General features: G+C 44.7%; 18 protein-coding genes. 8 read left to right on the forward strand and 10 right to left on the reverse strand.

Annotated elements, in window-relative coordinates; all coding sequences use genetic code 11:
* Nucleotides 1–26 precede the first annotated feature (26 nt).
* From ACWQ4X_RS00895 to coaE, 3 genes are read left to right on the forward strand one after another with little or no spacing between them, the layout of a single operon-like run.
* Nucleotides 27–1,253 carry a type II secretion system F family protein gene (locus ACWQ4X_RS00895; protein ID WP_457902387.1) on the forward strand — a complete coding sequence of 409 codons (1,227 nt, stop codon included), beginning with the start codon at nucleotides 27–29 and terminating at the stop codon, nucleotides 1,251–1,253.
* Nucleotides 1,253–2,113: a prepilin peptidase gene (locus tag ACWQ4X_RS00900; protein WP_457902388.1), complete on the forward strand. Its 861-nt coding sequence runs from the start codon at nucleotides 1,253–1,255 to the stop codon at nucleotides 2,111–2,113. The genes ACWQ4X_RS00895 and ACWQ4X_RS00900 overlap by 1 nt, the downstream gene beginning before the upstream one ends.
* 2 nt (nucleotides 2,114–2,115) lie before the next feature.
* The gene (coaE, locus tag ACWQ4X_RS00905) at nucleotides 2,116–2,733 is read left to right on the forward strand and encodes a dephospho-CoA kinase (RefSeq protein ID WP_457902389.1); all 618 of its coding nucleotides are present in this window, start codon (nucleotides 2,116–2,118) and stop codon (nucleotides 2,731–2,733) included.
* Here coaE and ACWQ4X_RS00910 read toward each other — a convergent pair.
* From ACWQ4X_RS00910 to ppnP, 3 genes are all read right to left on the reverse strand, one after another.
* Nucleotides 2,730–3,647 (reverse strand): DMT family transporter, encoded by a 918-nt coding sequence (locus ACWQ4X_RS00910; protein WP_457902390.1) that lies wholly within the window; start codon nucleotides 3,645–3,647, stop codon nucleotides 2,730–2,732. The two genes, coaE and ACWQ4X_RS00910, sit on opposite strands and share 4 nt — an antisense overlap.
* Before the next feature lie 33 nt (nucleotides 3,648–3,680).
* Nucleotides 3,681–4,433, reverse strand: coding sequence for a 23S rRNA (guanosine(2251)-2'-O)-methyltransferase RlmB (gene rlmB / locus ACWQ4X_RS00915; protein WP_161933153.1), 753 nt, complete (start codon nucleotides 4,431–4,433; stop codon nucleotides 3,681–3,683).
* A 136-nt stretch (nucleotides 4,434–4,569) separates the two neighbouring features.
* Nucleotides 4,570–4,893, reverse strand: a complete 324-nt coding sequence (gene ppnP / locus ACWQ4X_RS00920) for a pyrimidine/purine nucleoside phosphorylase (protein WP_016168405.1) — start codon at nucleotides 4,891–4,893, stop codon at nucleotides 4,570–4,572.
* 331 nt (nucleotides 4,894–5,224) lie between these two features.
* On the opposite strand from ppnP, the gene recN reads away from it, so the two are divergent.
* The 3 genes from recN to ruvX all read left to right on the forward strand — a co-directional run bounded on the left by recN (nucleotide 5,225) and on the right by ruvX (nucleotide 7,988).
* Nucleotides 5,225–6,886 carry a DNA repair protein RecN gene (recN, locus tag ACWQ4X_RS00925; RefSeq protein WP_457902391.1) on the forward strand — a complete coding sequence of 554 codons (1,662 nt, stop codon included), beginning with the start codon at nucleotides 5,225–5,227 and terminating at the stop codon, nucleotides 6,884–6,886.
* Between the two features lie 111 nt (nucleotides 6,887–6,997).
* On the forward strand, nucleotides 6,998–7,552 hold the full coding sequence (locus tag ACWQ4X_RS00930; RefSeq protein WP_100242748.1) for a YqgE/AlgH family protein: 555 nt from the start codon (nucleotides 6,998–7,000) through the stop codon (nucleotides 7,550–7,552).
* A complete protein-coding gene (gene ruvX / locus ACWQ4X_RS00935) occupies nucleotides 7,545–7,988 on the forward strand; it encodes a Holliday junction resolvase RuvX (RefSeq protein WP_142769665.1) in 444 nt (147 codons plus the stop codon). The genes ACWQ4X_RS00930 and ruvX overlap by 8 nt, the downstream gene beginning before the upstream one ends.
* A 40-nt stretch (nucleotides 7,989–8,028) precedes the next feature.
* Here ruvX and ACWQ4X_RS00940 read toward each other — a convergent pair whose 3' ends face one another.
* Genes ACWQ4X_RS00940 through ACWQ4X_RS00950 form a run of 3 tightly spaced genes read right to left on the reverse strand, consistent with a single transcriptional unit; the run spans nucleotide 8,029 to nucleotide 11,370 of the window.
* Nucleotides 8,029–9,033, reverse strand: a complete 1,005-nt coding sequence (locus tag ACWQ4X_RS00940; protein WP_161933151.1) for an HlyD family secretion protein — start codon at nucleotides 9,031–9,033, stop codon at nucleotides 8,029–8,031.
* Between the two features lie 38 nt (nucleotides 9,034–9,071).
* On the reverse strand, nucleotides 9,072–9,281 hold the full coding sequence (locus ACWQ4X_RS00945) for a DUF1656 domain-containing protein (protein WP_100242751.1): 210 nt from the start codon (nucleotides 9,279–9,281) through the stop codon (nucleotides 9,072–9,074).
* Nucleotide 9,282: 1 nt separating this feature from the next.
* Nucleotides 9,283–11,370, reverse strand: coding sequence for an FUSC family protein (locus ACWQ4X_RS00950; protein WP_457902392.1), 2,088 nt, complete (start codon nucleotides 11,368–11,370; stop codon nucleotides 9,283–9,285).
* Between the two features lie 436 nt (nucleotides 11,371–11,806).
* Between ACWQ4X_RS00950 and ACWQ4X_RS00955 the strand changes: the two genes are divergently transcribed.
* Nucleotides 11,807–12,580 (forward strand): IclR family transcriptional regulator, encoded by a 774-nt coding sequence (locus ACWQ4X_RS00955; RefSeq protein ID WP_142769668.1) that lies wholly within the window; start codon nucleotides 11,807–11,809, stop codon nucleotides 12,578–12,580.
* 262 nt (nucleotides 12,581–12,842) lie between these two features.
* Here ACWQ4X_RS00955 and pgsA read toward each other — a convergent pair whose 3' ends face one another.
* The 4 genes from pgsA to ACWQ4X_RS00975 all read right to left on the reverse strand — a co-directional run bounded on the left by pgsA (nucleotide 12,843) and on the right by ACWQ4X_RS00975 (nucleotide 16,724).
* Nucleotides 12,843–13,430: a CDP-diacylglycerol--glycerol-3-phosphate 3-phosphatidyltransferase gene (gene pgsA, locus ACWQ4X_RS00960; RefSeq protein ID WP_100242754.1), complete on the reverse strand. Its 588-nt coding sequence runs from the start codon at nucleotides 13,428–13,430 to the stop codon at nucleotides 12,843–12,845.
* A gap of 109 nt (nucleotides 13,431–13,539) precedes the next feature.
* Nucleotides 13,540–14,334 (reverse strand): thioesterase family protein, encoded by a 795-nt coding sequence (locus ACWQ4X_RS00965; RefSeq protein ID WP_457902393.1) that lies wholly within the window; start codon nucleotides 14,332–14,334, stop codon nucleotides 13,540–13,542.
* Nucleotides 14,335–14,441: 107 nt separating this feature from the next.
* Nucleotides 14,442–16,241, reverse strand: a complete 1,800-nt coding sequence (gene uvrC, locus ACWQ4X_RS00970; RefSeq protein ID WP_457902394.1) for an excinuclease ABC subunit UvrC — start codon at nucleotides 16,239–16,241, stop codon at nucleotides 14,442–14,444.
* Nucleotides 16,242–16,334: 93 nt separating this feature from the next.
* A complete protein-coding gene (locus ACWQ4X_RS00975; protein WP_142769671.1) occupies nucleotides 16,335–16,724 on the reverse strand; it encodes a winged helix-turn-helix transcriptional regulator in 390 nt (129 codons plus the stop codon).
* Between the two features lie 103 nt (nucleotides 16,725–16,827).
* Between ACWQ4X_RS00975 and ACWQ4X_RS00980 the strand changes: the two genes are divergently transcribed.
* Nucleotides 16,828–17,829, forward strand: coding sequence for a zinc-binding alcohol dehydrogenase family protein (locus tag ACWQ4X_RS00980; protein ID WP_457902395.1), 1,002 nt, complete (start codon nucleotides 16,828–16,830; stop codon nucleotides 17,827–17,829).
* Nucleotides 17,830–17,890: the final 61 nt, after the last annotated feature.

Consider the following 17,890-nt stretch of genomic DNA (forward strand, 5'->3'; position numbering starts at 1 on the left):
TGAGTATTTAAAATAAGGATAAATGCATGGCTGTCAAAAAAGCACAGATGATGCCAACCTTCAGTTATGAAGGAGTTGACCGCAAAGGGCTAAAAATTAAAGGGGACTTACCTGCACGAAATATGGCTTTAGCAAAAGTCACATTACGCAAGCAGGGTGTGACCATTAAAACCATTCGGGAAAAACGGAAGAATATTCTAGAAGGCTTGCTTAAAAAGAAAGTCAGCACGCTAGATATCACCATTTTTACTCGACAATTGGCAACCATGATGAAAGCGGGTGTACCCTTGGTACAAAGCTTTGAAATTGTTGCTGAAGGTCTAGAAAATCCCGCCATGCGTGAAGTCGTTTTAGGCATTAAAGGCGAGGTTGAGGGTGGTAATACCTTTGCAGGCGCCTTACGTAAATATCCTCAGTATTTTGATAACCTATTTTGCTCCTTGGTCGAGTCTGGTGAACAATCAGGTGCGCTTGAAACCATGTTAGATCGTGTTGCGATCTATAAAGAAAAAAGTGAGCTACTGAAGCAAAAAATCAAAAAAGCCATGAAATACCCTGCAACCGTTGTCGTTGTGGCAATTATTGTGACCATTATTTTGATGGTGAAAGTGGTTCCTGTTTTTCAAGACCTTTTTAGTTCATTTGGTGCTGACCTTCCTGCATTTACTAAAATGGTGGTGAATATGTCGGAATGGATGCAAAAATACTGGTTCATTCTGATTATTGCGATTGGTATTGTAATTGCTGCTTTTCTTGAAGCAAAAAAGCGTAGTAAAAAATTTCGCGACTTCTTAGATAAGGCCGCATTAAAAGCTCCAATTTTTGGTGATCTGGTCTATAAGGCCATTATCGCCCGCTACAGTCGTACTTTAGCGACTACATTCGCAGCAGGTGTTCCATTGATTGATGCCTTAGAATCTACGGCAGGAGCAACCAACAATGTGGTCTATGAACAAGCTGTAATGAAGATTCGAGAAGATGTCGCCACAGGTCAACAACTGCAATTCGCGATGCGCGTCACCGACAAGTTTCCGTCTATGGCAGTTCAAATGGTGGCAATTGGTGAGGAATCGGGCGCGCTAGATGCCATGTTAGACAAAGTTGCGACTCATTATGAAAATGAAGTCGACAATGCTGTTGATGGACTCACCTCAATGATGGAACCATTAATTATGGCAGTGCTCGGTGTACTCGTTGGTGGTCTTGTCATTGCCATGTACCTTCCAATCTTCCAAATGGGCTCTGTGGTTTAATGCACGATTTAATCAATTATTTAATTCAAAACCCAACTGCACTCTATGTCGCAGTTGGGATTTTTAGTTTATGTATTGGTAGTTTTCTGAATGTGGTGATTTACCGCACGCCTAAAATGATGGAACAGGAATGGCGTCAAGATTGCCAATTATTGCTACATCCAGAACAAGCGATTATTGATGAACATAAACTCAGTTTAAGTCGACCTGCATCCACCTGCCCAAAATGTAATACGCCGATCCGTTGGTATCAGAATATCCCCGTGATTAGCTGGTTAGCACTACGCGGTAAATGCGGAACCTGCAGCAATCCCATTAGCATCCGCTATCCTCTTGTTGAGTTACTCACAGCAATTTGTGCCTTAACAGTTGTAGCAATTTATGGTCCAACCCTTCAGATGCTGTTTGGCTTAATCCTAACCTACACATTGATTGCACTGACTTTTATCGACTTTGATACCCAGCTTTTACCAGATCGCTACACCCTTCCATTGGCAGCGCTAGGACTGGGGATCAATAGTTATTCTATTTACACCTCGCCAAGCGTTGCCATCTGGGGCTACATCATTGGTTTTCTGTGCCTTTGGATTGTGTATTACCTGTTTAAAATCATTACAGGCAAAGAAGGCATGGGCTATGGTGACTTTAAATTGCTGGCCGCTCTAGGCGCATGGATGGGCCCCTTAATGCTGCCCTTAATCGTGTTATTGTCTTCATTGGTGGGTGCAATCATCGGGATCATTCTTCTCAAAGTCCGTAAAGAAAACCAGCCCTTTGCTTTTGGTCCCTATATTGCGATTGCAGGTTGGATTGCCTTTTTATGGGGTGAGCAAATCATGAAAGTTTATCTGGGACAATAGCGATGTTAGCTCCTTTCATTCTCGGTCTAACAGGCGGAATTGGCAGCGGGAAATCCGCTGCCAGCCACTGGTTTGAAAGCCAAGGCATTCAAGTGATCGATGCCGATGTGGTGGCACGAGAAGTGGTTGAACCTGGTCAACCTGCCCTGCATGCGATTCAAACTGCTTTTGGCGACTGGGTGCTCGATAAAACAGGTGCACTGAATCGTAAAGCCTTACGTGAACATATCTTTCAGCATGCTGATGCACGAAAAATTTTAGAGGGTATCACCCACCCTGCCATTCGCCAGTCCATTCTTCAGCAACTGCAAGCTGCGACTAGTCCTTATGTGATTTTAGTCTCTCCGCTCTTACTGGAAACCAATCAACATGAACTCACTGATCGCGTGTTGCTGATTGATGCCTCGGAAGATCTACAGATCGAACGTGCCAGTCAACGTGATCGGCAAAGCATTAAACAAATTCAACAGATCATTCAAGCACAGATGCCGAGAACGCAAAAACAGCAACTGGCGCATGATATTGTGCTGAATGACGGTCATCTCAAGCACCTTTATGCCCATCTAGAACCGTTACATCAACAATATCTCAGCTTGGCACAACAAAAGAAGTTAATTTAAGACGACTTCTTTTGTTGATCGAGTCGTTCCTGTAATGAGTCTTTACGCAACCAGCGCCATGGCTGTAAAGCACCAATGGCCATACCAAACAAACCACACATAATCGCCACACTTAAAGGTTCATTAAGTAATGGAACTGCAAGAATCGCAGCAATAAATGGTGCTAAAGTCACAATACTACCAGCCTTAAAGGCCCCTAAACGTTTAATGGCTTCCACATAAGTCAGGGTTGCAACAATCACCACAAAGATGCCATGGAAGAGTGTTTGTAGCACTAAGTGCATCGGCTCTGGCTGATCGAGATGTTTCGGTAAGAATAATACATAGATCGGCAGATAAATCATGGCAGACCAAATGGCAACACTCGCCATAGAATGCCAAGCAGAGAGTTTCCACTGCCGTAACAGCACCGTAAAAATCCCCCACCAGATGGCACTGAGTAAAAACAGCAAATCTCCGAAACCAAAAGCAACCCCGGTTTCCTGATACATCAGATAGGCCATTGAGCCAATTGCGGTCAGCATAATCGCCAGACTTAACCATGTATGCCGATCAAAAGGTTGCTGAAACAGAAGATAGGCAGCAATGGCGGTACATAAAGGCAAGCAACCATTCAGGAAAATCGCCGCATGCGCCGCTGGAACATAATGAAAGGCGCTATAGGAGGTCAGGCAATACGCCACACCACCAATGAGCGCTAAAATCACAGGTTGCTTATGCCACAAAAATGCCGTGTCTTTCTTATAAATTAAAATCGGCATTAAAATGCAAAAAGCCAAGGCGAAACGTAATGCGGTAATATCCCATGCACTGATATGCCATTGCGCACTTAAACGGGAGGTTAAAGTGAAACCGCCCCAAATGCACATTGTTATAGCAACAAATAAATAACCTTGGGAGCGGTGTGAAATCATGATTTAAACAATATTTTAGAGAATAACGGTGAATCAAACACTTTGACGTTGGCGACAAGCTTCATACAGTGCCATGCCTGTTGCAACACTGACATTCAAGCTTTGCAGGTTACCCGCCATTGGAATATAAACCGTCTGATCACATTGTGACTGGGTCACAGGACGTAAACCTGTATCTTCAGCGCCCATCACCACGCATACAGCCGTACCTGTAAAATCAAATTTTTGTAGCGGTAATGCCTTTTCATCCAGCATGGTTCCGACCACACGGACATTAAATTGCTCTTTAATCTGCCCCAAAGTGCGTGCCAAATTAGTCACCTGAATAAACTTCACCTTCTCGGCACCGCCTGCTGCTACTTTACGTGCGGTCGGGGTTAAGCTTGCTGAACGATCACGCGGCACAATCACCGCTTCAACACCCATAGCTGCCGCGGTACGAATACACGCCCCCAAATTATGCGGATCTGTGACTTGGTCTAAACCTAGCAATAAACAATTCGGCGATTGCTTTAATAATTCTTCCAAATCTTTTTCATTTAAAACTGGATTAGGACGGACCGCAGCCACGACCCCCTGATGGAATGGTAAACCCGCCATTTTTTCCAATCGATCGCGACCAGTTTGTTGTACGCTAATCCCAAAAGGCTCGGCCAACTCAAGTACACGTTTTAAACGTTGATCGTCACGCCCCTTTAAAGTAAACAAAGTCAGAACACGTTCAGGCTCCAATTCTAACAGCGACTCTACCGAATGAACGCCATAATAATATTCAGGTTTTGCCATGAACGACCTCGAGCAAGCAGAATGACAGGGAGAAATGAAAAAAAGAAAATCCTGCAAAGTTGCCTTTACAGGATTTTGACATAAGCCATAGTTTAACTGATTTTAGTTAAAATAGCTTTGCTTATCCGTCCTAGACTTAGCCTTCTAAATGGCAAACATAGTCCAAAACTTCATCTGTTTCGATTTTAAAACGGCTATTGCCTGGAACATAGAAAGATTGTCCTGCACGGAACAATTCGCTTTCTTCGCTATCCGCGATTTTGACACGACATTCACCAGAAATAATTTCCATACGCTCAGGCACATGCGTTTCAAACGTTAAGGCTTGTTCAGTTGGAAGAATTACGCCTAGGGTTTTTTTGGTTCCATCTTCAAATTGAACCGTATGGCTGATACACAAACCACCAAAGTAAACGTTCGATTTTTTGATAACTGATACATGATCAAACTGAGCTGACATGCGTATTCTCCAGATGATGCGCATAAATATCTTAATGATTGATGTAGTTTAAATAGGCAATTACAACTAATCAATCGGTGTTTCTCTGTAAATAGCATTTTTCCTAGAAAACCTAGAATCACACTTTTACAGCCCCCATGTTTTAACAGAAAAAGTGTATCTGATTGAGGTCCCAGACTCAAATTGCTTTAGTCTTAAATCTTTACTATGCAATTGAAAAATTTACGCTAATATAGAATCCAACACAGTGACAGCATTGCCTGCAGCTTGTGATAATTAAAAAACTTGACTATCTTACAGAAACCAAACTTTTCGCAGCTTGGACGCGTTTATGCTGACACATTTAACTCTCATCAATTTTGCCTTAGCTGATCACTTAGCCATTGATATTGATCAAGGTTTTAATGTTCTCACGGGTGAAACAGGTGCAGGAAAATCCTTACTCCTTGATGCACTTTCGGCTTGCTTGGGTGAACGTACTGACACCAATTATGTGCGTTATGGCGCCGATAAGGCGGATATTACGGCCGTCTTTAGCTATGAGCCGCAGAGTCCCGAAGCGAACTGGTTAGCGCAACATGAGTTAGATGATGATTCGGGCGAAATTCATTTAAGACGCGTGGTGTTTGCCACAGGGCGTAGCAAAGCGTGGATTAATGGGCGCCCAAGTAGTTTGTCCGAACTGAAAGAGTTGGGACGACTACTGGTACAACTCTACAGTCAGCATAGTCAGCAACAACTTTTAGAGCCACCTTATCCTAAACACTGGTTAGACCGTTACAGCAACTTTACCCAACCTGTACAACAGGTCAAAGATGCCTATGCGAACTGGCAGCAAACCATTCGTCAACATCAGGCGGCACTGGATGCGCAAGCGACCCGCAAACAACGGATTGAAACGCTTGAATTGCAGCTCGAAGAATTAGAAGACGTGGTGCAATTAGAATATAAGGAAATTGAACAAGAGTTTGATCGACTTAGTCACCATGAACACATCATGCAAGACTGTAGTTATGCCTTAAATGCACTGGATGAAGCCGAACAAAATATTAATCAGGAATTGTCTGGACTGATCCGTCGTCTGGAATCCCATGCGGGACGCAGTGAACAGTTGGCTGAAATCCACACATCCATTCTGAATGCACAAAGTGAACTGGATGATGCAACCGCAAATTTACGTCAGTTCATAGACCGTCAAAGCTACGACCCTGAACGAATGGAAGAACTGAATACCCAACTTGAAGTCTTCCATCGTTTTGCACGCAAATACCGTACTCAACCTGAAGCCTTAAAAGCCGAATACCACGGCTGGCAAACTGAATTGGAACAATTGCATGCACTGGAAGACCCTGAAACTTTAGCAGAACAGGTCGAACTGGCACATCAGGACTTTTTAGCCAAAGCCCAGCATTTAGATGACATTCGACGTGAAGCAGCGACACCATTAGCCAAACAATTAACCGAACAAGTCAAACAATTGGCGCTGCCAGAAGCACATTTCGAGTTTAAGTTTGAACCGCTGGAACAAGCCTCTGCCGATGGTCTCAGCTTCATTCAACTGTTATTTACGGCCAATAAAGGCATCCCTGCACAACCTTTGGCGCGCGTCGCGTCGGGTGGTGAATTGTCACGTATTGCTCTGGTGATGCAGGTCATGAACGCAGAAAAAACCGAAGCCGAAGTTTTGGTCTTTGATGAAATTGATGTCGGCATCAGTGGAGGTACTGCGGAAATCGTCGGACGCTTACTGGCAGATTTAGCTCAACACGTGCAAATTCTCTGTATTACCCATCAGGCACAAGTGGCGGCACAATCGGATCAGCATTTGCTGGTGAAAAAACAGCAAACCGATCCTGCCAGCAGTACTATTATTTCCCTAGAAGAACAACAACGTATTCTAGAATTAGCACGCATGACCGGTGGCGTAGAAATTAGTGAAACCACGCTACAGCATGCCAAACAACTGCGCCAATTAAAGTTTCAAACGGCATAAATTTAATATCAAAGCGATAAAAAAGATTGGTGAATACGACAAAGTCTTGTAAGTTGAAAGCATACAGACCGTGATCATCACATCCATGAATGTTTAAGGAGAAATGCTTAGGTGACCAAACAATATCTCACGCATCGTTGCCTGATTGCCCCGCCAGAAATGAAAGATGAGTTTTTTGCTCATACCGTCATTTATTTGGCTCGTCATGATGATGAAGGTGCGCAAGGCATTATTATCAATCGACCTTCTGGCATTTCCGTAAAAGAATTACTTAATGATCTAGAAATTGATGCCGATAATGTGCATCCGCACGATGTCCTACAGGGCGGCCCATTGCGCCCTGAAGCAGGCTTTGTGCTGCATACAGGACAACCGACATGGCATTCATCGATTGCGGTTGGTGAAAATGTCTGCATTACCACATCCAAAGATATTCTGGATGCCATTGCGCACAATGAAGGGGTCGGACGCTACCAAATTGCACTAGGCTATGCCAGCTGGGCAAAGCACCAACTAGAAGATGAAATCACCCGCGGTGACTGGCTGATTTGCGATTCGGATATGGATCTGATTTTCAACTTGCCTTACGGTGAACGTTGGGATGCAGCCTATAAGAAAATGGGCGTTGATCGTACTTGGTTATCTTCAGAGATTGGTCATGCCTGAGTTAGCTCAACCCCAATTGATCATGGCATTTGACTTTGGCACACAGAAAATGGGCATGGCGGTTGGACAGTCGATTATTTCCAGTGCCAATCCCCTGCCTTTGTTTCCGATGAAAGACGGCATTCCGCACTGGGACAATTTGCTGAAAGTGGTCAAACAACATCAACCGAATTTGTTTTTGGTTGGCTTGCCGTTAAACATGGATGACAGCGAATCGGAACTATCCACCCGTGCCCGCAAGTTTGCCCGCCGCTTGCGTCATCAAACCAATATCGAAACCTTAATGGTCGATGAACGTCTCACCACCCGCGAAGCACGCGATGAGCTGGATCATTATCAAGCTCAAGGTCGGGGCAAAAAGCTGGCTGCCGATAGTCTTGCAGCTGCACTACTGATTGAAAGTTGGTATCGTCACCCCGAAGGTGTACAGCCTTAAAACCTGACCAGGAAAAGGAGAAAGCTCCTTTTCCATGTTGTTATTGCTTGGTTTGAATATGAATGGTCGCAGTACGACCCGCAACAAATGCCAACTGGTTTTTCGGCATTTCATCCAGCACAATTTTCACTGGTACACGCTGAGCTAAACGCACCCACGTAAAGGTTGGATTTACATTGGCCAACAAGGTAGAACTACTGGAACGCTCACGGTCTTCAATCCCTGAAGCAATGCCCTGCACATGACCTTTAATTTTCTGATCATCACCCATTAACTGCACCGTTGCAGGGTCACCAATTTGAATATGGTTCAATTTGGTTTCTTCAAAATAGCCCACCACATACAGTTGCTGACGATTGACCAAGGCAGCCACAGCATCACCAGTTTTCACGTAATTACCGACTTGCAAGCCAAAATTGGACAAGCTGCCATCTGCAGGTGCGACCACTTCAGAACGGGTGAGATTAAGCTGCGCCAAATGCAAATTACTGTTGGCCACTTCAATCAGTGCTTTTTGTTGCACAATATTGGCTTGCGCCTGTTCTATGGCCGCCAACATCTGCTCATGTTCGGCATGCGATTGATCTCGTGCTGCAAAGATCTGGTCCTGCTCTTGTTTTGAAATCGCGCCATCCATTAAATTGGCGTAGCGGCTGGCATTTTTATCTGCCAGATTGGCATTGGCTTTGGACTTCACCAGATTGGCTTTGGCTTGTGCCAAGGCTGCTTCCGCTTCGGCTAATCCCGCATGGGCTTTGGCTAAATCGGATTTTGCCTGTTCGACATCCAGTGACTGACGTGCCACATCAATTTTAAACAGCACCTGTCCTTTTTTCACGGTTTGGTTGTCTTCCACCAAAACCTGCGTGACCAAACCCGAAACATCCGAAGACACTTGCATGACATCCCCTCGGACTCGGCCATCACGTGTCCAAGGTGCTGAATTATAATAATTCCATAAATGCACCACCACGTAGATCGCTGCCAGCAACATCACGGCTGTCACGATCGGTCGTATGACCTTACGCGTATCCAAGGTATTCATGTCTGTTTCCTCTTCACTAATCCAATCATCTGTACGGCCTAAATACCCCAAAACACCAAAAATACTTCATGCACGCCCATCAATAAAACGAGATAGAGGCAAAGATTGAAGACACCTGGTAAAGCAATCCACCCTTGATCAATCCATCTATCGCTCAAGATGGAAACCAATTTAAAAACAACATAAGCACAAATGGCCTGTATGAGAAAAACAGGGATATAAATTCCATAGACATTCAACTCTCCCATCTCAGGCTCCTTTTTCTGCTGCATGCCCTGCCTTTACAGGGGGATGTTCATGAAAAATACTGCTGCGAATATTATTAATATTCATGCTGACCCGCGTACAAATTTCAGCATTCGACTCATCCTTTAAACTTTGTTCTACAAGCTTTAAGTCGGTAAACACTTGTTGCTTCAGTGCTTCGGGTAAAATCTGTTGTTTTTCTTGTGCTAAAAAGGCCTGTTCCAAGCTCTGTTGTAAAGTCAGCAAAGCTTGTTGCAAAGTCCTATTAAGCTTCGGGTTCTGCACAAATTCCGCCAGACGACTCAGGTTGATCACGGCACTGGTCTCAATTAAGGCCAAATTCATCGCCCGTTTGATATGTTCTGATTGCACCAGCTTGGTGTTCAGCACACCAATGCGATCTAACATACTGCGTAAATGAATCCGAAACTGCACGCCATATGGAATAAATAAGGCTTCACGCATCGCTTTATAATGTAAGGCCAAAATACGATTGGCACTGGTTTCTGGCGACATAGCCCGAATAAAATAAATTGCCAAAATGGAGATGATCGGACCAACAACACCTGCCATTGCCGTATCCATCAGCAACACCGCATCCGTGCTATAACGGTTTTGCAGATTCAAACTCATAATGAAGTTGATCAACATCGGCAAAGCCAACCCCATCAACGGCGGATTCGGGAACATGCTCAATAAATACAATGACAGCGGCGCCAGTACAAAGGCCAACTGCCAGAACTCATGCACCTCGGGCATAATCACAAAAGCATAGAACATGGTAATAAATGCCGCATAGACCGAACCACGCACAAACAGGCGTAATGCAGGAACAGGATTGTCCAGACCCGACAAGATACATACGCTGACTGCCGTCAACTGCGCCATCATATAACCCGCATGCCAACCACTATAAATCCACAGCAAGAATGAAATGATCGTGGCGATGCTTGCTGCCACCGCACTACGCACTGCCACCCCGTGATCGCGATGCAAACTCGGATAGGAGGTGGTCAAGGTCACGATTTGCTCTGGAATGCGTTTGTCGCCACGTTGAATCAGATCCCACAGACACTTGATGGTCACCACATTTTCCATAAAGTGGCGAATATCCATTTTGAGCGCATTTAATGCAATTTGTTGTTCAGCCGTCACCAGATCCGACAAAGCAGCGAAATCTTGTTCAAAAGTATCCGGCAACTGCTTCAACTGCTCGGCCTGTACGTGCTGCTGCGATTGTAAAAATTGCAGCACATGCTCATGTAAAAGAGGTAGAACCTGTCGATAACGGGTATCAATTTGATCCAGCTGAGCGATGCGTTCCGACATCGCGACCAAATTGGCAACGGTCATACTGACCTGATGCAAGAGTTCTTGTAGTGACTTGGTCATGCCCTGTAAGGCGCTACGCTCATAATTCAAATGTACGGCTAAAGCATGAATATCTGAAGTATCGCGAGTGATGCCAGCCAACAGTTGGGTATAACTGCTACTGTGCTCTGGATCGGTCAAAATACGGCGAAACACCTGACGCGTATCATCCAGCGTTTTTTGCACACGCTTTTGCAGCAAACTGCCTAAATGCACAGGAAACAGCGTACTGGAAACCACGGCGCTACACAGTACCGCCACTGATATTTCCAAGATACGCCCCAGCGCCATATCAAACACGCTATGGGTACTAATGCTGTTGATCGAGCTACAGACCACCATCACCGTGGTATAGCCTGCCAGCATGAACACATAACTGCGCGGAGTACGGTCTAACAAGGAGATATACAGGCACACGCCGACCCAGCCTGCCAAAACCAAGGTGAAAAAGATGGGAAGGTCAATAAATTGAGGCGTCAGTACAATGGCGACAATCCCGCCAATGAATGTGCCAAGCAGGCGATAAACCGCCTTCGAGGACACCATCCCTGCATAAGGGTGTGCCACAATAATCACCGTGCCTGCCGCCCACATCGGATAGGTCAGATCAAGGGAAAATGCAATAAATAGCGCCAATAACATCGCAATAAAGGTTTTAACTGCAAAAACCAAATCCATGCGACTAGGGCGAAAAGCCAATATCGGTTTAATTAATAACATCGTCCAATCCTTTAGACGAAATCAGACTGCTGAGCTGTTTCAAGGTCACACCAATGTCGACAATATCAATATGCAAGATCTGTCCATTCCGCGCAATCACGGTGACAGAAATAATGATTTAAATGAGGGTGCAGACCGTAACGTGGGAGAAACGTCATGGCTGCAATTCATGCGTAAATTTTGAGTTGCAAAATTTACAGTGAGAAATTCAATGCGGCTATTTTGCGAATAATCCACACCAAAGTCAAATAAAATATCTTATTATGATAATTTGTTTTAATTAATTTCATAATTTTAGATATTGTAAAGATAAATTATCGTCACATGCCGAATTTTGACTCTCCCGTCGTTTTATTACAAAAGCCCTGCAAGCCAACCCACAATTTGTTATAACATTACTTTAAATGTCTTTTTATTTTTGACGTTGTGGCTTGTTATGACACTTTCTAGTTTTGGTAAAATTCTCACCGTTTTAGACCTGTTTTCAGTGTCTCGCCCGATCATTAATGTCGATATCATTAGTGAAGAACTTGGCCTTTCTAAACCAACCAGCTATCGCTATTTAAAAGAATTGGTTTCTGCTGAACTATTACAACGCCTGAGTGGCACTTCTGGGGACTATACCCTTGGCTCAAAAATTGCCGTTTTAGATTATATTTCGCACAAATCGAATCCATTGATTCAAATCAGCATTCCTTTCATGAAGGAAATTGCAGAACGGACTGAATTTTGCTGTCTGTTGACCCATCTCAATCATGACTCCTGTATTGACTTACATCATGAAGTAACCAAAGGTGTGACGTTATTGTCTTATGGTCGTGGCTGTCCTCGCCCTGTCTATGCTGGCTCTTCACCGAAAACCATCATTTCGCATTTACCGAAACAAGGAATTCTGGATTATTACCAGCGTTTTGCAGTGCAACTTGATGAAGTTGGTTTTGCGCATGATGAACAAGAATTCTTGAGCAAAATGAAAAAGATCAAAAAGCAGGGCTATTACTTCTCCAATGGTGAAGTCGACCCGAATGTGTCTGGTCTATCTGTACCCATTAAATTTTCCAGCAAAGAACCACCTTTGGCACTAACTGTGCTCGGTTCCAGAAATCGATTTGAATTTGTCAATTTAGATAAACTGATTGAAGTTTTACACAACAATGCTGCCTTGATTGAACAAAAGTTCATTGCCTTGTCCAGTGAAAACGCACTCTAAATCGCTGCAAGCCGTATACAAGAATTGAACAAACTGATGGGGGATATTTTATTGAATCCAACAACAAATTCTCATAATATGATTATTGTTCTTCAGCGGCTTTATGTTTCCATGACATGAATACGCCCTATTCTCCCTCAGAAGTTGTTGTTAGAAAGCTCAAGCACTGTCTTGGGCTTTTTAATGTCTGTACCTCCTGCTTTAAGTCTAAAAATTTCAGGCATAAAAAAACTCCAGAGCTGGAGTTTTTTAGAATTCGCAATTAAGGCTGTTTTAAGTACGGCCACGCCGCTCTTAAATAAATAAACATCGACCACAAGGTCAAAACCACCGCGGTATACAACAGTAAATACGCCAAGGTTTCTAGAGGTTGCCAATTCAATAAGAACACTGAAATCGCAATCATCTGAAAAGCGGTTTTGTATTTACCGACAGTCGATACAGCCACATTGGTGCGGGCACCGAGTTCAGCCATCCACTCTCTTAATGCAGAAACGGTAATTTCACGCGAGATAATTACAATCGCGGCAAAAGCCATGGAAATTGACGGCTGCCATTGTACCAGTACAATCAATGCCGCTGCGACCATCAGCTTATCGGCAACAGGGTCAAGGAAACGACCAAATGCCGAGGTCTGGTTTAAGGTTCTGGCCAAATAGCCATCGAACCAGTCCGTGACGGCTGCTAACACAAAAATCGCAGTCAGGATCATGTGCCGCGTTAAACCGCCATCATGCCCCGCAACCCCAATGGCAGGTGGCCAATAAGCAATTAATAAAAATACAGGAATCAAGGCGATACGCGCCAAGGTCAAGATATTTGGAATGTTCAGGATTCGACCTGCTGTCATAGACACCGCCAACTTTTCCCCTTTAAGTGCGATGAGTTGATGTATTTGATTAATACATTTTACTCATCGTATTTAGGGCTCACTTTATACGAATTGGCGTACAGTGTCACTAGGCAAACACCGTAACGGTTTGTCTAGAAATAGCAATTAAGCGATTTTCTGCATCCCACAAATGCGCATATTCGGTGGCATAGCCTTCGGCAGCATAGTCGGTAAAAACTTTATATTTAAACCAATCATGCAAGTTTTGCTGTAAGGGATTCACATACGTCACATGCCAAGTCAAAGAACTGGCGGGTGCCAGATTCTTAAACAAAGGCAGCACCCCTGGTGGCCAGATATCAAAAAGCGTCATCAAATCGGCCACCCCAAAAGCTCGGTCCTGATGTTTTTCAGGTTCAAAGCGACACCAGCCGCCAAAGTCACTCTGCGTACTGGCAGTACAAGGCACCGCGCCTTCTGCCCAACGCACATCAAACTGCTGATAACATTGCGGGAAATCTGCATGCTTTTGCATACCTGATAAATGTTCGGGAGGTAAATAATTCGGTGCTGCGCGCTCCTGACGCACATGAATTTCGGAAGATCGAGCCGTACCAAAGCTGGCAATTAAAATACTTTGTACCGCATCATCCTGCCATAAGCGCACTTCTACAGTGGTAACCGATTTACCCTGACGCAAGATTTCCGCAGTAATTCGCGCTGCGCCTTGCTGTACAGGCCCCACAAAAGTCACGCTGGTACTCAGCAAGCGTTTGGTCAGATCGGCAATACTGAGCAAGGCTTTTTGCATCATCAGCCCTGCGACCACGCCACCGTAGATGGTACGCCCCTGTAACCAACCCTCTGGAATGTCAATCCATTCACTTTGCTCAAGCGCCTGATACACCGTTAGCAGCGACATGCTTTTTCTCTTATTTTATCCTTTGGAAAATATTGTTCACCAAGTTCGAGCGTTTGTGAATGCCATGTGACTGATGCGTCAATGAGCATTTTTGCTATTTACCCTGCTTATTCATGCAAAATTTTATAAATGGTACGTGCCATGACTTCACCCAAGCCCGGCACCAAAATCAGCTCATTTTCAGAGGCTTTCAGTACCCCCTGAATTCCACCAAAATGGGTCAGTAAATCACGGCGACGTTTCGGTCCTAAACCCGGAATCACTTCCAAGATAGATGAGCCACGCTTTTTATCGCGTTTGGCACGATGTTTGGTAATCGCAAAACGGTGCGCTTCATCACGCACTTGCTGAATCAGATGCAATGCCTTGTGATCTTCGGGCAACTGAATCTTAGTCCCGTCGGTGAAGTGCAGGGTTTCCAAGCCCGGTTTACGCCCTTCGCCTTTGGAGACCCCAACCATAAAGGCGTCCAGCGCTAAGTCCTGCATCACCTGCATCGCCATGTGCAATTGTCCCTTGCCCCCGTCAATCAGTAATAAATCGGGCAACATATGCTTTTTATAACGTCGTGTTAGCGCTTGACGCATCGCCGCATAATCATCGCCTTCGGTAATGTCCTGAATTGAAAATTGACGGTAATCCCGTTTCCGCGCACCACCCGCATCGAACACCACACAAGACGCCACCGTAGCTTCGCCCATGGTGTGCGAAATGTCGAAACATTCAATTCGGTCTATCGGACGACCCACCACTTGTTCCAACTGATGAAAGCGCTCATTCAACTCCAAATGATTGGCAAGTTTGCCTTTAATGGCATGTTGCACATTCATCTGCGCCAACTCCAGCCACTCGGCACGAGTCTCGCGGACATTGTGTTTAATCTGAATTTTCTGTTCAAAATGCTGCTGCAAGGCTTGTTCGAGTTCCTTACGATTCGGAATTGCCACATTGACAATCAATTCATTCGGCACTTCATCGGCCACCTGAAAATAGAAATTTGCCATAAATTCCGACAGCATTTCACCCAAGTCATCGCCCAGCATATCAGGGAAATAAGCTTTACCCCCTAGCATCTTGCCATTCCGCACATGCATAATTTGCACACAGGTCACGCCAGCTTGATAGGCAATCGCCAAAATATCGGCTTCGCCCTTAATTTTATAAATCGCTTGCTGTGCCTGCACATCACGCAGTAATGCCATACGATCCCGATAAAATACGGCCTTTTCAAATTCCAATGCTTCTGCCGCTGCTTCCATTTTCTGAATCAATTCCTGATTCAGCTCTCGGGTATCCCCCTGTAAAAAGCGAATGGAATTATTGACATCTTCCTGATAATCCTCAGGGCTAATCAAACCCACACAAGGTGCAGAACAGCGTTTGATTTGATACTGTAAACAGGGACGCTTACGCTGCGAAAAATAGCTATTTTCACACTGTCTGACATTAAACAGTTTCTGTAATACCAGCAGCGTATCACGGGCATTATAGGCACTCGGATATGGTCCAAAAAACTTGCCGACCTGATGTTTACCCTTGCCACGTCCGCTGGCAATCCGCGGATAAGGTTTATCTGCCGAGATAAAGATATACACATAGGATTTATCATCGCGCAGCATAATGTTATACGGCGGACGATGCAGCTTAATCAGATTTTGCTCGAGCAATAGCGCTTCGGTTTCGGAACGCACCACCAAGGTTTCAATGTCATAAATCCGTGCCACCAACGCCTGGGTTTTGGGATGCTCAATAGTTTTGACAAAATAACTCGACACCCGATTTTTCAGATTTTTGGCTTTGCCGACATAGAGTAACTCGCCGTCTTTGCCCAGCATACGGTACACTCCGGGCAAGGTGGTCATGTTGGCTAAAATCTTTTCGATATGTTCACGGGCGTTTTCGTTCACAGTGCGTTAAAACCTTGGAAAGTTATTCAATGATGTGGATGTGCAAAGCAACTTTTTCAAGCCGCCCTGCTCCATCCATTGTGCGTTATTCATTTACAGCTCTAGGGTTAATTTTTCTGGTGGCTGCTCTTGTTTGACTTGTCCATACAAATCCATGTGCTCATCGCCCCATGCTTTTAGCGCCATTAAAATCTCTCGTAAACTCAGGCCCAAAGGCGTCAAACTATATTCCACCTTGGGTGGCACCTGAGGATAGACTTGGCGGTGAATAATGCCATCTTCTTCTAATTCACGCAGTTGATTGGTTAGCATGCGTTGCGTCACGTTCGGAATCCGTTTACGAATTTCACTAAAACGTAGCGTATGTTCGGTCAATAAATGCCATAAAATAATACTTTTCCACTTCCCATCCAGAATGCCAATGGCAGCTTCCACCGCACACCCTGGACTGCAATTAAAGCGTGAATGCTTTGCTTTACTCATTTCAATAGTATCCTTTTCTACACTATATGCGAAATTTAACCGTATAGACTCAATTTAAAACTACGCTAAGATTTTAATCATAAACCAATCTGAGATTAAAAATATGAAAGCTGTTGGATATTTACAGGCCGGTGATGCCGAGCAACTACAAGATGTTGAACTACCCGTACCAACGCCAAAAAACAGAGAAGTCTTGGTGGCAGTTCAAGCGGTTTCGGTCAATCCTGTCGATTGTAAAATCCGTACTCGCGTCTCCCCTGAACAGGGACAAGTTAAGGTCTTGGGTTGGGATGCCGCAGGCGAAGTGGTCGACGTGGGTCCAGAAGTAGAACACTTTAAAGTGGGTGATCAGGTCTGGTATGCGGGTGACTTGACCAAAGCAGGCACCAATGCCGAATTTCATGTGGTGGATGAACGCATTATCAGCCTGAAACCACAAAATCTGTCCTTTGCCGAAGCAGCAGCCTTACCCCTCACCAGTATTACCGCTTGGGAAATGCTGTTTGATCGTTTGCAAGTACAACAGCATGATCACGAAAATGAATCGATCCTGATTATTGGTGGTGCAGGTGGTGTCGGTTCTATGGCAATTCAATTACTGAAAGCCAAAACCCAACTCAAAATCATTGCTACCGCCTCGCGCCCTGAAACGCAGGCTTGGGTAAAACAGTTGGGGGCAGATGTAGTGTTGGATCATCGCCAGTCTTTGGCTGAACAAATTCAGGCACAAGGCTTAAGCGCGCCGCGCTATGTATTTTCCACCACGCATACAGGCAGTTATCTGACTCAAATTGCAGAACTGATTGCCCCACAAGGACGGTTTGGTCTGATTGATGACCCTGAACAGTTGGACATTAATCTGTTTAAACGGAAATCGGTGGCAGTGCATTGGGAATTTATGTTTACCCGCTCCATGTTCCAAACCGTGGATATGTCTGCACAGGCCCATCTGCTGCAACAAGTCGCGCAACTGATTGAAACAGGGAAAATTAAAACCACCTTGAATCAGGTCATGGGCAGTATTAATGCTGCCAATATTCGTCAAGCGCACCATGCAATTGAATCGGAACGCACCCAAGGTAAACTGGTGCTTGAAGGCTTCTAATTAACAAAAGCCCTCGTACTGAAAAGAATGAGGGCTTTGCATGGCAGACTGAAATGAATGA

This window comes from Acinetobacter sp. NigerLNRRAM0016 (assembly GCF_054112845.1).

Excerpts from the sequence above, each read along its gene's own strand:
- ACWQ4X_RS00895 (WP_457902387.1), top strand. The coding sequence starts at position 27 with ATGGCTGTCAAAAAAGCACAGATGATGCCAACCTTCAGTTATGAAGGA.
- ACWQ4X_RS00900 (WP_457902388.1), top strand. The coding sequence starts at position 1,253 with ATGCACGATTTAATCAATTATTTAATTCAAAACCCAACTGCACTCTAT.
- coaE (WP_457902389.1), top strand. The coding sequence starts at position 2,116 with ATGTTAGCTCCTTTCATTCTCGGTCTAACAGGCGGAATTGGCAGCGGG.
- ACWQ4X_RS00910 (WP_457902390.1), bottom strand. The coding sequence starts at position 3,647 with ATGATTTCACACCGCTCCCAAGGTTATTTATTTGTTGCTATAACAATG.
- rlmB (WP_161933153.1), bottom strand. The coding sequence starts at position 4,433 with ATGGCAAAACCTGAATATTATTATGGCGTTCATTCGGTAGAGTCGCTG.
- ppnP (WP_016168405.1), bottom strand. The coding sequence starts at position 4,893 with ATGTCAGCTCAGTTTGATCATGTATCAGTTATCAAAAAATCGAACGTT.
- recN (WP_457902391.1), top strand. The coding sequence starts at position 5,225 with ATGCTGACACATTTAACTCTCATCAATTTTGCCTTAGCTGATCACTTA.
- ruvX (WP_142769665.1), top strand. The coding sequence starts at position 7,545 with ATGCCTGAGTTAGCTCAACCCCAATTGATCATGGCATTTGACTTTGGC.
- ACWQ4X_RS00940 (WP_161933151.1), bottom strand. The coding sequence starts at position 9,033 with ATGAATACCTTGGATACGCGTAAGGTCATACGACCGATCGTGACAGCC.
- ACWQ4X_RS00945 (WP_100242751.1), bottom strand. The coding sequence starts at position 9,281 with ATGGGAGAGTTGAATGTCTATGGAATTTATATCCCTGTTTTTCTCATA.
- ACWQ4X_RS00950 (WP_457902392.1), bottom strand. The coding sequence starts at position 11,370 with ATGTTATTAATTAAACCGATATTGGCTTTTCGCCCTAGTCGCATGGAT.
- ACWQ4X_RS00955 (WP_142769668.1), top strand. The coding sequence starts at position 11,807 with ATGACACTTTCTAGTTTTGGTAAAATTCTCACCGTTTTAGACCTGTTT.
- pgsA (WP_100242754.1), bottom strand. The coding sequence starts at position 13,430 with ATGACAGCAGGTCGAATCCTGAACATTCCAAATATCTTGACCTTGGCG.
- ACWQ4X_RS00965 (WP_457902393.1), bottom strand. The coding sequence starts at position 14,334 with ATGTCGCTGCTAACGGTGTATCAGGCGCTTGAGCAAAGTGAATGGATT.
- ACWQ4X_RS00975 (WP_142769671.1), bottom strand. The coding sequence starts at position 16,724 with ATGAGTAAAGCAAAGCATTCACGCTTTAATTGCAGTCCAGGGTGTGCG.
- ACWQ4X_RS00980 (WP_457902395.1), top strand. The coding sequence starts at position 16,828 with ATGAAAGCTGTTGGATATTTACAGGCCGGTGATGCCGAGCAACTACAA.